This window comes from Streptomyces niveiscabiei (assembly GCF_033794345.1).
Taxonomy (GTDB): domain Bacteria; phylum Actinomycetota; class Actinomycetes; order Streptomycetales; family Streptomycetaceae; genus Streptomyces; species Streptomyces niveiscabiei.
Window position 1 is genome coordinate 85368 of record NZ_JARAYJ010000034.1, and the last position, 12600, is coordinate 97967.

The 12600-nt window shown below is 70.7% G+C and carries 12 protein-coding genes and 1 pseudogene; 5 read left to right on the plus strand and 8 right to left on the minus strand.

The genetic code is table 11. From position 1 onward, the window contains the following. Positions 1-313 precede the first annotated feature (313 nt). Positions 314-1315, minus strand: a complete 1002-nt coding sequence (locus PV682_RS34290; protein ID WP_319735669.1) for a pyridoxal-phosphate dependent enzyme — start codon at positions 1313-1315, stop codon at positions 314-316. 90 nt (positions 1316-1405) lie between these two features. Here PV682_RS34290 and PV682_RS34295 point away from each other — a divergent pair. After that, positions 1406-2263: pseudogene (locus PV682_RS34295) on the plus strand (LysR family transcriptional regulator); the annotation flags it as partial. Positions 2264-2422: 159 nt separating this feature from the next. Here the strand turns inward: PV682_RS34295 and PV682_RS34300 are convergent. The 5 genes from PV682_RS34300 to glyA are packed head-to-tail and all read right to left on the minus strand — an operon-like array spanning position 2423 to position 8602. Next, on the minus strand, positions 2423-3022 hold the full coding sequence (locus PV682_RS34300) for a sarcosine oxidase subunit gamma (RefSeq protein ID WP_319735657.1): 600 nt from the start codon (positions 3020-3022) through the stop codon (positions 2423-2425). Then, positions 3015-5810 carry a sarcosine oxidase subunit alpha family protein gene (locus PV682_RS34305; RefSeq protein ID WP_319735658.1) on the minus strand — a complete coding sequence of 932 codons (2796 nt, stop codon included), beginning with the start codon at positions 5808-5810 and terminating at the stop codon, positions 3015-3017. The genes PV682_RS34300 and PV682_RS34305 overlap by 8 nt, the downstream gene beginning before the upstream one ends. Then, a complete protein-coding gene (locus PV682_RS34310; protein ID WP_319735659.1) occupies positions 5807-6088 on the minus strand; it encodes a sarcosine oxidase subunit delta in 282 nt (93 codons plus the stop codon). Before PV682_RS34310 ends, PV682_RS34305 begins: the two co-directional genes overlap by 4 nt. Before the next feature lie 9 nt (positions 6089-6097). Next, entirely contained in the window at positions 6098-7318 is a 1221-nt protein-coding gene (locus tag PV682_RS34315; RefSeq protein ID WP_055723488.1) for a sarcosine oxidase subunit beta family protein, read from the minus strand. 24 nt (positions 7319-7342) lie between these two features. Further along, positions 7343-8602 carry a serine hydroxymethyltransferase gene (glyA, locus tag PV682_RS34320; protein WP_319735660.1) on the minus strand — a complete coding sequence of 420 codons (1260 nt, stop codon included), beginning with the start codon at positions 8600-8602 and terminating at the stop codon, positions 7343-7345. Between the two features lie 95 nt (positions 8603-8697). Between glyA and PV682_RS34325 the strand changes: the two genes are divergently transcribed. Next, positions 8698-9351, plus strand: coding sequence for a GntR family transcriptional regulator (locus PV682_RS34325; RefSeq protein WP_319735661.1), 654 nt, complete (start codon positions 8698-8700; stop codon positions 9349-9351). Positions 9352-9398: 47 nt separating this feature from the next. On the opposite strand, the gene PV682_RS34330 is transcribed toward PV682_RS34325, so the two are convergent. Then, positions 9399-10046 (minus strand): hypothetical protein, encoded by a 648-nt coding sequence (locus PV682_RS34330; RefSeq protein ID WP_319735670.1) that lies wholly within the window; start codon positions 10044-10046, stop codon positions 9399-9401. 746 nt (positions 10047-10792) lie between these two features. Next, positions 10793-11449: a restriction endonuclease fold toxin-2 domain-containing protein gene (locus PV682_RS34335; RefSeq protein WP_319735662.1), complete on the minus strand. Its 657-nt coding sequence runs from the start codon at positions 11447-11449 to the stop codon at positions 10793-10795. Positions 11450-11641: 192 nt separating this feature from the next. Between PV682_RS34335 and PV682_RS34340 the strand changes: the two genes are divergently transcribed. From PV682_RS34340 to PV682_RS34350, 3 genes are all read left to right on the plus strand, one after another. After that, entirely contained in the window at positions 11642-11896 is a 255-nt protein-coding gene (locus PV682_RS34340; protein ID WP_319735663.1) for a transposase, read from the plus strand. A 26-nt stretch (positions 11897-11922) separates the two neighbouring features. Beyond that, a complete protein-coding gene (locus tag PV682_RS34345) occupies positions 11923-12339 on the plus strand; it encodes an IS3 family transposase (RefSeq protein ID WP_319735664.1) in 417 nt (138 codons plus the stop codon). After that, on the plus strand, positions 12340-12600 hold a 261-nt coding region (locus PV682_RS34350), incomplete at its 3' end, for a DDE-type integrase/transposase/recombinase (protein WP_407705788.1).

The window sequence follows — 12600 nt, forward strand, 5'->3', positions numbered from 1 at the left end:
TCACCCCGTCCAGTCCACGCGGACAAGCCGTCAACGCCTCCTCCGCGCGGGCCAGTTGGACGTCGTCCGGGTTGCGCAGATCCACGGTCGGCTCCGCGCGCCGGGACGATGTGCGTGAGGTCCGGGTGGACGGCCAGATGCCCGACGGTCGCACGCAGCGCGCCGTACTCACTGGAGTCGACCAACTCCCGGCGTTTCACGACTACTTGGGCCGCCGCGAGGCCAGCATCGGCGCGGAGGCCGGTGTGCTCGTCGTCGTACGCTCCGATCCCGGCAAGGTCCATCAGGGACCGCCACGGGCGGTCGGCGTCGATCATCCGTGTGCTCCTTCGGTGTTGAGGAGGACGGTCACGGAGTCCGGGCCGAGGCCGGGGAGCAGGTGCCGGGCGGCGCGGAGCCCGGCGAGGGGGGCGGCGCCGCAGGGGCCCGAGTCGACGCCCAGGGAGGCGAGTTGGGCGGCGGCGCGGGCGCTGTCCTCGTCGGTGACGGCGATGGCGGCGTCCAGCCCGCCGTGCAGGAACGGCCACGCGATGCTCGACGGGGTGCCGCAGTTGAGGCCCGCCATCGCCGTACGGCCCGTGGTGATGCTGACGAGTTCGCCGCGCCTGAGGCTCTCCAGGACGCAGGCGGCGGTGTCCGGTTCCACCGACATCAGTGCCGGGGCGTGGCCGGTCGGGCGGCTGCGGTAGTGGGTGACCACGGCCTGCGCGAGCGAGCCGACGCCGACGGGTACGACGATCAAGTCCGGTCGCGCCGGGAGCTGTTCGTCGATCTCCGCGCACAGGGTGTCGTAGCCCTCGACGATCCACGCCGGGATCTGCTCGTAGCCCGGCCAGGCGGTGTCCTGGATCAGGAGGGCGTCGGGGGTCTCGGCCGCGCGGCGTACGGCGGTGTCGTAGTCGCCGTCGACCTCGGTGACCTTGGCGCCCTCGGCGGCGATCGGGGCGGGGTCGACGCCCTGGGGGACGAACACGTGGGCCTGCTTGCCGAGTTGGCGTGCGGTGCGGGCGACCGCGCGGCCGTGGTTGCCGTCGGTGGCGGTGACCAGGGTCGTGGTGTCCGGGGCGGCGGCGAGGGCGCGGTGGATGGCCCAGGTGGCGCCGAGCGCTTTGAACGCGGGGAGGCCGAGGCGGGCGGACTCGTCCTTGACGAAGACCCGGCCCAGGTTCAATTCCCGGGCCAGGGAGGGGAGTTCGACGAGGGGTGTCGGGGTGTAGCCGGGGAGGGTGCGGTGGAAGGCGTGGACGGCGGTGGGGGGTGGGGGGCAGCGCCAGGTGCGGGCGGCGGGGCGGGTCAGCCAGGTCGTGTCGGTCACGTTCTCAGGGTCCGCCGGGGTGCCATCATCGGTCCAGCGAACGTTTCCGACCTGTACTCGTCGGAAAACCCGACGGGAAGGGTGGGCCGGGTGTTCGACCTGCACCGACTGCGGCTGCTGCGCGAGCTGAAGCACCGGGGCACGCTGGCGGCGGTCGCCGCGGCCCTCTCCTACGCGCCCTCGTCCGTCTCCCAGCAGCTCTCCCAGCTGGAGGCCGAGGTCGGGGTCCCGCTTCTGGAGCCGGTCGGGCGGCGCGTACGGCTCACCGAGCAGGCCGAGATCCTCGTCGCCCACACCGAGGCGGTCCTCGAACGCCTGGAGCGCGCCGAGGCCGACATCGCGAGGTCGCTCACGGACCTGACGGGTACGGTGCGCGTCGCGTCGTTCCAGACGGCCGCGCTGGCGCTGATCCCGGCGGCGCTGGGCCTGTTGCGCACCCGGCACCCCCGACTCCGGGTCCACGTCACCCAGTTGGAACCGGAAAGCGCGCTGTCCGCCCTCCAGGCAAGGGACTTCGACCTGGTCCTGGCCGAGGAGTATCCGGGTGTCCCCCACTCCCGCTCCCCCGAGCTGGAACAGGAACCCCTCCTCGACGACCCCCTCCACCTGGCCGCCCCCGCCCCCACTCTGGCAGCCCTGTCCACGCATCCTTGGGTCATGGAGCCCCCGGGCACCCCCGCCCGGCGCTGGGCCCTCGCCCGCTGCCGCGACGCCGGTTTCGAACCGGACGTCCGTTTCGAGACCGCGGACCTCCTCCTCCACCTCCGCCTGGTCGAGGAGGGACACGCGGCGGCTTTCCTCCCGGCCCTGCTCTGGCACGGCACCACCCCCACCGCCTCCTTGCACCGACTCCCGCACGCGAGGCGGGTGTTCACGGTGGTCCGGAAGGGCCGCAGCGAACACCCGGCGATCGTGGCGTGCCGGGACGCCCTGCGGGCGGCGGTGGCGGCCGGCCGCCACAGGCGAACGCCCCGGCCACGACACCGCTCAGGGCACCTCGGGCCCCCGCGCCGCACCTCAAGGCACCTCCGGCCCCCGCGTCTCCAGCCCCCGCACCTCAAGGCACCCCCAGCCCCCGCGCCTCAAGCCACCCCCGGCCCCCGCGTCTCAGGGCACCTCCGGCCCCCCGAACTCCTCCATCGCGTCGATCAGCCACCGCCCCAGATAGTCCGCGAACGACGCACGCGGGAAGAGCCGATAGGTCGGCGCGTCGTCCACCTGCCACAGCAGGACCGGCACCGGGCCGACCGTCGTCAACACCGCGCGGCCCGGCCCGAATTCGCGGGGGTGGAGGTCCATCGGGCAGCCCTTCTCCAGGACCGCGCGGGCGCTGGGTCCGGCGAGTTGGAGGGTGGTGCGGTTGGCGGAGAGGTCGACGACCGAGCCGGGGTCGGTGCCGAGGGCTTCCTTCAAGTCGGCGGTGAGCGAGGAGAGTTCGGGCGCCGAGATGACCAGCCACTCGTCGGGGCCCGCCCATGTGGCCGTGTGCGGACCGGATGTCGTCGTACGGCCGCATTCCCTGGGGAGCGCTGCGCCCAGCGTCTTCTCGATGCGCGCCGCCGCCTCCGAGGCCGGGTTCACGCGGACGTTCACCATCGTGAGGAACGGGAGTTCCGTCAGCGAGACGCCGCGCGGGCCCGTCACCGTCGCCGCCGACAGGGCTTCCTTCAGGTGGGCCAGCGGGCTGACCGCGAGTTGTTCAGCCATCTCGGCGGGTCCCTTCGGGGTCGTAGAGGACGAAGTCGGTGACCTCGACGGGGATCAAGGCGTCGCCGACGGGGGCGAGGAGGGTTTCGCCGTGGCGGTCGCGTCCGCCGGACACCATCGCGAGGGCGAAGGGGCGGCCGAGGGCCGGGCTGTGGTAGCTGGAGGTGACGTGGCCGAGCATGGGGACGGGGATCGTGTCCAAGTCGGTGTCCGGGGCGAGGAGTTGGGTGCCCTCGGGGAGCCGGGTCGTCCGGTCCGCCGGGAGCAGGCCGACCAGGTGCTTGCGGTCGGCGCGGACCGTGTCGGGCCGGGAGAACGACCGCTTGCCGACGAAGTCCTTCTGCTTCGACACCACCCACGCCATCCCCGCGTCCTGCGGAGTGACCGTCCCGTCGGTGTCCTGCCCGACGATGATGTACCCCTTCTCGGCGCGCAGGACGTGCATGGTCTCGGTGCCGTAGGGGGTGATCCCGTACGGCTGTCCGGCGGCGTGGACCTGCTCCCAGACCGAACGCCCGTACCAGGCGGCCACGTTGATCTCGTAGGCGAGTTCGCCGGAGAAGGAGATGCGGCAGATGCGGGCCGGTGTCCCGGAGGCGAGCGTGGTCTCGCGGAACGCCATGAACGGGAACGCCTCGTTGGAGAGGTCGACGTCCGGCGCCAACTGGCCCACGACGTCACGGGACTTGGGCCCGACGACGGCGATGGTCGACCACTGTTCGGTCACCGACGTGCAGTACACGTCGAGTTCGGGCCACTCCGTCTGGAGCCACTCCTCCAGCCAGTCGAGGACTCCGGCGGCGCCACCGGTCGTGGTGGTCATGAAGTACCGCTCGTCGTCGAGGCGCAGGGTCACCCCGTCGTCGAAGATCATGCCGTCGGGCTTGCACATCACGCCGTAGCGGGCGTTGCCGGGCTTCAGTTTCTTGAACGCGTTGGTGTAGATCCGGTTGAGGAACTCCCCCGCGTCGGCGCCGCGGATCTCGATCTTCCCGAGGGTCGAGGCGTCCATGAACCCGACGCCCTCGCGGGCGGCGCGGCACTCGCGGGCGACGGCGGCGTCCATGTCCTCCCCGTCCAGCGGGTAGTACCGGGGCCGCTTCCACTGCCCGACGTCCTCGAACACGGCGCCGTGCTCGACATGCCAGTGGTGCACGGACGTCATCCGCTCCGGGTCGAACAACTCGCCCCGCTCGCGCCCCGCGAGGGCCGCGAAGGCGACCGGCGTGTACGGCGCCCGGTAGGCCGTCGTGCCGATCTCCCCCGGCTCGCCCCCGAGCACCGACGCGATCACGCCGATCGCGTTGACCCCGGACGTCTTGCCCTGGTCGTTGGCGGTTCCGAGCGAGGTGTACCGCTTGACGTGCTCGACTCCCCGCATCCCGGCGCCGGTCGAGCGCAGCACGTCGGCGACCGACACGTCCCGCTGGAGATCGACGAAGTGGTCGTCGTAGGACTCGGCGGGCACCGTCCACAACGCCCGTACGGACGACGCCTGTTGCCGCGAGGGCACCGCCGGCACCGGCACCGCGAACCCAGCCTCGGTGGCGGCCACCGCCCCGGCCCGCGCCCCTTCGGCGACGCAGTCATCCGTGTCGTACGTCCCCCGCGCCGCCCCGACGATCTGCTGCCCCGCAACCACCCCGTCGGGCACGAACGCGGCCAGCTCCTCGTCCCAGCGGACCTTTCCCTGCCGCTGGCTGTGCAGGTGGACGACGGGACTCCAGCCCCCGGAGACGGCGAGCAGGTCGCAGTCCAACGAGGTGACGAGCGACCCGTCGAGCTCCTGGACGCCGACCCCGGTCAACCGCCCTTCCCCGGACGTCGATACGACCGCGCACCCGGTCAACACGCGCACCTCGTCCGCGAGTTCGACGGCCCGCGCCGACAGTCCCGCCCGCGCGTCCACGACGGCCACGACCTCGACCCCGGCGGCCCGCAGCGCGTCCACGGTGTCGTACGCGCTGTCGTTGGTCGTGCTCACCACGACCCGCGAACCCGGCGTCACCCCATACCTGCCGAGGTACGTCCGCACGGCCCCGGCGAGCATCACCCCGGGCCGGTCGTTCCCGGCGAAGACCAGCGGACGCTCGTGCGCACCGGTCGCGAGCACTACCTGCCGGGCCCGGATGTGCCACAGCCGCTGCCGGGAGACCCCCTTCAACGACAGGTCCTCGGTGCGCCGTTGGAGCGCGAGGACGTAGTTGTCGTCGTAGGCGCCGAAGGCGGTCGTCCGGTGGAGTACGACGGTCTCGGGCGCGGCGTCGAGCCTGGCACGCAACTCCGTGACCCACTCGGAGCGGTCGAGGAGGGAGCCCCCCGGCTCCGGCTGGTCGTCGATGAGGAGGACGCGGGCGCCGGAGTCACTGGCGGCGACGGCGGCGGCGAGCCCGGCGGGGCCCGCGCCGACGACGAGGACGTCCGTGTGGACGTACTTCTTGTCGTAGGCGGCCGGGTCGTCGGACGGGTCGAGGCGGCCCTTGCCGGAGAGGGTGCGGGCGGACAGGCCGTCGTACAGTTCGATCGTGGTGGCGGGGAGCATGCCCTCCGAGTACGAACTGTCCAGCTGCACCAGGGCGTTGGGCTCTTCGACGCCCGCCGCGACGATGCCTCGGGGGCGGCCCCGGTAGAGGGAGGGGGCGACCTCGATGACGCCGTTGGCGAGCATCGCGGAGGCGAGGGTGTCGCCGGGGTGGCCGGTCAGCTCCCGTCCGTCGAGGGTGAAGCGCAGGACGGTGGCGCGGTCGACCCGGCCGCCGTGCGGGAGCCGGAAGGGCTGGTCGGTCATCGGGTTCCTTCCGGGCGGGGCTCGTCGAGGCGGTAGACGGCGAGGACCTGGTGGCTGGCGGTGTCGCGCAGGACGTTGAACCAGCGGCGGCAGCCGGTGGCGTGCACCCAGCGTTCGGCGAAGGGGCCCTTGGGGTTGGCGCGGTAGAAGACGTACTCGGCCCACTGCTCGTCGGTCAGGTCGCCGGGGTTGTCCGGGTAGGGGACGTGGGCCTGGCCGCCGTAGTGGTACTCGGTCTCGTCGCGCGGGCCGCAGTAGGGGCAGTCGATCAGCAGCACGGTGCCTCCTCAGTGGGCCACGGCGGCGGCGCCGTGTTCGTCGATCAGGGCGCCCGTGGTGAACCGGTCGAGCGCGAACGGGGCGTTGAGGGCGTGGGGTTCGCCGGTGGCGATGGTGTGCGCGAAGGTCCAGCCGGCGGCCGGGGTGGCCTTGAAACCGCCGGTTCCCCAGCCGCAGTTGACGTACAGGTTCTCCACCGGCGTGGTGCCGATGATCGGGGAGGCGTCGGGGGTGACGTCGACGATGCCGCCCCAGGTGCGCAGGACGTGCGCGCGGGCGAAGACGGGGAACAGCTCGACGGCGGCGGCCATTTGGTGCTCGATCACGTGGAACGAGCCGCGCTGGCCGTACCCGTTGTAGGAGTCGACGCCCGCGCCCATCACCAGCTCGCCCTTGTGGGCCTGCGACACGTACACGTGGACGTGGTTCGACATGACCACGGTCGGGTGGACCGTCTCGTGCAGTTCGGAGACGAGGGCCTGGAGCGGGTGCGACTGGACGGGCAGGCGCACCCCGGCCAGTTCCGCGAGGACGCTGCTGTGTCCGGCCGCCGCGAGGCCGACGCGTCCGGCGAGGATGCGGCCCCGGTTCGTCTCGACGCCGACGACGCGGTTGCCGTCCTTGACGAAGCCGGTGACCTCGCAGCCCTGGATCAGGTCGATGCCGTACTCGTCGGCGCTGCGGGCCAGCGCCCAGGCCACGTGGTCGTGTTTGGCGATCCCGGCGCGGGGCTGGAAGGTCGCGCCGAGCACCGGGTAGCGGGTGTTCGAGGAGACGTTGACGATCGGGCAGACCTCGGCGACCTCGTCCGGCTCCAGCCACTCCGCGTCAACTCCGTTGAGCCGGTTGGCGTTGACGCGCCGGACGCCCTCGCGGACGTCCTGGAGGGTGTGCGCGAGGTTGAGGACGCCGCGCTGGCTGAACAGGAAGTCGTAGTCCAGTTCCTCCGGGAGGCGCTCCCACAGTTTGAGGGCGTGCTCGTAGATCGCCGCGCTCTCGTCCCACAGGTAGTTGGAGCGGATGATCGTGGTGTTGCGGGCCATGTTGCCGCCCGCGAGCCAGCCCTTCTCCAGGACGGCGACGTTCGTGATGCCGTGGTTGACGGCGAGGTAGTGGGCGGTCGCCAGGCCGTGCCCGCCGCCGCCGACGATGACGACGTCGTACGAACGCTTCGGGTCGGGGTTGCGCCAGAGGAAGTCGGGGTGCTCGGGGAGGGGGGCTTCGGTCATGCCGGTTTTCTCCGTACAGGTCGGTCAGGCGAGGTCGGCGTACAGGGGGAAGGCGTTCGCCAACTTCGTTACCCGGTCCCGGAGTTCACCTTCGGGCAGCTCGCCCTTGAGCGTCTCCGCGACGATGTCGGCGACCTCCCGGAACTCCGGCCGCCCGAAGCCGCGCGTCGCCAGCGCCGGCGTCCCGATCCGCAGCCCGGACGACACCATCGGCGGACGCGGGTCGAAGGGCACGGCGTTGCGGTTGACGGTGATGCCGACCCGGTGGAGCCGGTCCTCGGCCTGCTTGCCGTCCAGTTCGGAGTTGCGCAGGTCGACGAGGACGAGGTGGACCTCGGTGCCGCCGGTCAGGACGGTGATCCCGGCCTCGGCGACGTCGTCGGACAGCAGCCGCCCGGCGAGCACCCGGGCGCCCTCCAGCGTCCGGCGCTGCCGGTCCTTGAAGTCCTCGCTCGCGGCGACCTTGAAGGCAACGGCCTTGGCGGCGATGACGTGTTCGAGCGGTCCGCCCTGCTGCCCGGGGAAGACCGCCGAGTCGATCTTCTTCGCGAGAGCGGCCCGCGTGAGGATCACCCCGCCGCGCGGCCCTCCGAGGGTCTTGTGCGTGGTCGTGGTGACGACGTCCGCGTACGGCACGGGGTTCGGGTGCAGCCCCGCCGCGACGAGCCCGGCGAAGTGCGCCATGTCGACCATCAGGTACGCGTCGACGGCGTCGGCGATCCGCCGGAACTCCGCGAAGTCGAGCTGGCGCGGGTACGCCGACCAGCCCGCGACGATCAGTTTCGGCCGGTGTTCCAGGGCGAGCCGCTCGACCTCGTCCATGTCGATACGCAGGTCGGACTCGCGGACGTGGTACGGGACGACGTCGTACAGCTTGCCCGAGTAGTTGAGGCGCATGCCGTGGGTGAGGTGGCCGCCGTGCGCGAGGTCGAGGCCGAGGATCGTGTCGCCGGGCTTCAGCAGGGCGAACATCGCCGCCGCGTTGGCCTGGGCGCCCGAGTGGGGCTGGACGTTGGCGTGTTCGGCGCCGAACAGGGCCTTGACCCGGTCGATCGCCAACTGCTCGATGACGTCGGTGTGTTCGCAGCCGCCGTAGTAGCGGCGGCCGGGGTAGCCCTCGGCGTACTTGTTGGTGAGCACCGAGCCCTGGGCCTCCAGGACGGCGGCGGGGGCGAAGTTCTCGGAGGCGATCATCTCCAGCGTCGACTGCTGGCGGTGCAGTTCGGCCGCGACGGCGGCGGACACGTCCGGGTCGAGTGCGGCGAGCGGGAGGGACAGGGTCATCTGTTCACCATCCTGGGAACCGGCTGATACGCGACTGATATATCAAGCTGTGCGGTAACGTATGGGAGCTCACCGCACGCGTCAAGGGGGCGTCCATGCAGCAGACCGCGGCCGAGGAGCTGTCCCTCGCCGAACAGGCGTACCGCGCCGTACGCGACCAGCTCGTCCTGCTCGCGATCCGGCCCGGCGCGCCCATCAACGAGGAGCAGCTCGCGCAGTCCCTCGGGGTCGGCCGCACGCCGCTGCGCGAGGCGCTCAAGCGGCTCCAGTACGAGCGGCTCATCACCACCTACCCCCGGCGCGGGACCTTCGCCACCGACGTCAACATCACCGACCTCGCGCACGTCTCCGAGGTCCGCCAGGAGCTGGAGCCCCTCGCCGCCGCCCAGGCCGCCCGCCGGGCCACCCCCGCCGACCGGGCCGTCCTCACCGGGCTACGGACCAAGCTGGCGAGCGCCGACACCCACCTCCAGGGCGCGACCGAACTCCTCCACCTCGACCTCCAGGTGCACCGCGCCGTCTACGCCGCCACCGGCAACCCCTACCTGGAGGACACCCTCGTCCAGTACGACAACCTCGCCACCCGCATCTGGTGCCTCTTCATCGACCGCCTCCCGGACATGGCGGGGCACGTCGGGGAACACGGGCCGCTGATCGAGGCGATCGTGGCGGGCGAGCCGGACCGGGCGCGGGACCTGGCGAGCCGCCATGTGGAGGGGTTCGAGAAGGCGGTACGAGCGGTGATCTGAGCCCCCGCCGCCGCCCGGTCACCCGCCGATGAACCCCCTCCGGCCGATCACCCGCCGATGTCCAGCACCTCCGCCGGCGCCTGGATGTCCAGCGCCTCTCCGAACGCGCTGAACGACGTGGTGGTGACGTTCCCGCCCCCCTTGTGGACGACCCGGAGGAGGTACGGCTCCCCCTCGGCGGCCACATGGACGGTGTACGTCCCCCCGTCCGCCTCGTCCTCGACGGCCAGCTCAATCGCCTTCCGGCCTCCGATCCGGGTGGTCTCCCCCTTCATCGCCGTGCCGAACGACTCGAACGGCCAGCCGCACTCTGCCAGCCCCTCACCGGGCCGCGCCTCGGAGACCGGCCGCTTCACCCACAGGCCGACCTTGAGTCCGGGAAGCTTCTCGCCCTTCCAGCTCTCCAGGTACTTCGCGTCCGGCCGGACGTAGTCGGTCCCACCGACCCTGATCTGTTCGAGGCTGCCCTTCCCCGCCCACGTGGTCCGCACCGCGCACCGCTCCTTCAGGTCGGTCCTGAGCCGGGTCGTCACCGTGCCCCCGGGCGCGGCGTTCGTCATCTCCACGGTCACCGACCTCAGGCCGTTCATCGTGGAGTTGGCCTCGTCGAACAGCTCGGCCGCCGACTTCTCCGCACTGCCTCCACCGTCCGCGCAGCCGCCGAGCAGACCTGCCACGGCCACGGTCACCAGCATCTTTCGCACGAGCCCCCCCTCGCCCCATTCCAGTCCGCCGAACGATCATGCTCACGATCGGCAGCCGGAGCCTGACAGCCGGGCTCAGCCGCCCCGGGAATCCCCCGGCCGCATGCGTCGTCCACAGGTGCGGCGCCTCGTTGCCGTCCGCCGCGTACAGGGCCTCGTGGACGGCCGTGTCCTCGCTTGTCACCACACAGCACGACGAGATACCAGGCAACACGATCGCTCCTGGTCTCGTAGTGCGTAGGTCTCTGAGCCTCAGAGCGAAGGGGCTATTCGATCCCGGCTGCTGTCAGGTGAGCCCGGAGTGCGGCCTCGATCTCGGTCGCGTCGCCCGTTGTGGGCAGTGGTGTCGGCGTCTCCTCGCCGCCTGCCATGGCGGCGCTGCTGATGAACCGTACGGCGGCCGGTGAGGGGACGTAGGAGTCGCGCAGCCACTGTGCGAAGACAGCCGCTTCGTCGGCGGTGACGTTCCCCAGGGTGATGTAGGCGTAGTCGGGACTCCGCAGTGCCGCAGTCCCCGTGATCCAGACGTCGGGTGCGATCTCGATGTCGAAGTCCAGGACGTCAACGCCGCGGAGTGCATCGACGCGGTGTTCGAGGACTCCGTCCGGGAAGGCCCGTCCCAGGGCGGCGCTGAACGTTTCCAGGTTCGCTTGCCAGGCGGCGGCGTCGTCCTCGGGGGGGGTAGAAGCCGAAGGTGGTTCTGATGTTGCGGGGGACAGACACGGGGTTCCTCGGTTTCAGGGCACGTACCGTGCGGAGCCGGTGACGCCGTTCATGGCGATCATCGATTCCCAGTAGGCCGCGTTCGTCTTGCCGTTGGTCACGATCTCAAGGCCGCGGATCTCCGAGTTCGCCGGGTTGGCCATGGCCTTCTTGTAGCGGGTGAGCTCCCGGCTGTCGTCGCCGTACATCGAGTCGATGACCGGGTCCCACTTGGGCTTGCCGGCCGCGTCCACCTTGACCGGCTTGGCCAGGGTCGCGTCGACCCGTTCGATGCTGCGGAAGCTGCCCTTCGTGCAGTCGGGATCGCGGACGTGTTTGGCCTCCACGAGGTAGCCGTCCATCGGGCGGACTCCGTCCACCATGAGTCCCCGCTTGTGGCCATCGAGGGGTACTTCGCGCTCCGGGTAGCCGGCTATGCGCAGCTGGTAGGCATTGTCCGCGTTGGCGGGACCGCCACCACCTGCGAAGCCTCCAGGTGTGAGCGAGTTGAGCCAGGTCCGGAACTGTTGCTGTTCGGCCGGGCCGAGGATGCGGGTGGTTCCGGGGGCCGGCGGGATGGGGTCCTGGCCGGGGATGGACGGGTCGACCCTGTTGATCCCGGCGCTCATCGGCAGGATGCCGGGGACTTGTCCGTGGAAGGAGGCCAGAACGAGCGGTACAGGCTGAGGCACCGGTACCGGGAACAACGGGAGACCCGGCAACCCTGGCCGACCGTCCGATCCGTTCGGGAGCCTGACCCGCTTCTGCGAGTCGTCGAGGGCTGAGGGGCCACGAAGTTCCCGGACAGGGACCCAATAGGGTTGTCCTGAACAGGAAACGAGGAAGAAGTGGCGCCACCCAGTAAGTACTCGCCGGAGTTCCGCGTGGAAGCCGTCCAGATCGCGTTGAGGTCGAGCAAGACGATCTCCGAAGTCGCCCGGGAGCTTGAGCTCAACCCGGAGACACTGCGCGGCTGGGTCAAGAAGCACCAGAAGCAGCAGGAACCGGCCCCCGATGCGGAACTGAGCGTGAACGAGCGGGCACGCCTCAAAGAACTCGAACGACGCAACCGCGAGCTGGAGATGGAAGTGACCTTCCTGAAAAAAGCCGCAGCGTACTTCGCGAAGGATCCCCGGTAGCAAGCAAGTACGAGTTCATCGACGAGATGCGGCTCGACACTACGGAGTACGCATACAGCGTCGAGTTCATGTGCGGCCGACTCGGCGTCTCCAGATCCGGCTACTACGACTGGCGATCCCGCCCGGAATCCGCGACGGCCCAGCGGCGCGAGGAACTGAAACTGCTCATCGAGAAAGCCTTCGACATGTCCGACGGCACCTACGGGCACCGCCGCATCCAGGCCCAGCTGGACCGTTGGAGCGTCACCGCCGGCCTGGAACTTGTCCGCCTGCTCATGCGCGAGTTGGGCCTTGAGCCCTGCCAGCCGCGGCCGAAGAGGTCCAGCCTCACCCAGGCCGCGGCCGGCCAGGTGCCGGACCTCGTCGGCCGAAACTTCACCGCTGACGCGCCCGGCGAAAAACTTGTTGGCGACATTACTTACATCCCCACCGGGGAAGGCTGACTGTACCTCGCAACGGTCATCGACTGCTGCACGAAGGAAGTCATCGGTTATGCGATGGACGACCACTATCAAACCCCCCTGATATCCAGGGCGATCCACAACGCGGCCCGTAACAGGAGCCTCTCCGTCGGCGCGATATTTCACTCCGACCGCGGAAGCAACGGCGGATTCGACTGGTCGTCGCAACACCCTGATCTCGGAGGTGTGCGGCGTGGCCACGGCGGACTGGAGTTTGAAGACCAGCGATGTTCCAGAGGGTTT

What these genes read in the sequence shown, in the direction of transcription:
- PV682_RS34345 (WP_319735664.1), top strand. Translation starts at nt 11,923, where the DNA reads ATGCGGCTCGACACTACGGAGTACGCATACAGCGTCGAGTTCATGTGC.
- PV682_RS34305 (WP_319735658.1), bottom strand. Translation starts at nt 5,810, where the DNA reads ATGACCGACCAGCCCTTCCGGCTCCCGCACGGCGGCCGGGTCGACCGC.
- PV682_RS34330 (WP_319735670.1), bottom strand. Translation starts at nt 10,046, where the DNA reads ATGCTGGTGACCGTGGCCGTGGCAGGTCTGCTCGGCGGCTGCGCGGAC.
- glyA (WP_319735660.1), bottom strand. Translation starts at nt 8,602, where the DNA reads ATGACCCTGTCCCTCCCGCTCGCCGCACTCGACCCGGACGTGTCCGCC.
- PV682_RS34315 (WP_055723488.1), bottom strand. Translation starts at nt 7,318, where the DNA reads ATGACCGAAGCCCCCCTCCCCGAGCACCCCGACTTCCTCTGGCGCAAC.
- PV682_RS34300 (WP_319735657.1), bottom strand. Translation starts at nt 3,022, where the DNA reads ATGGCTGAACAACTCGCGGTCAGCCCGCTGGCCCACCTGAAGGAAGCC.
- PV682_RS34325 (WP_319735661.1), top strand. Translation starts at nt 8,698, where the DNA reads ATGCAGCAGACCGCGGCCGAGGAGCTGTCCCTCGCCGAACAGGCGTAC.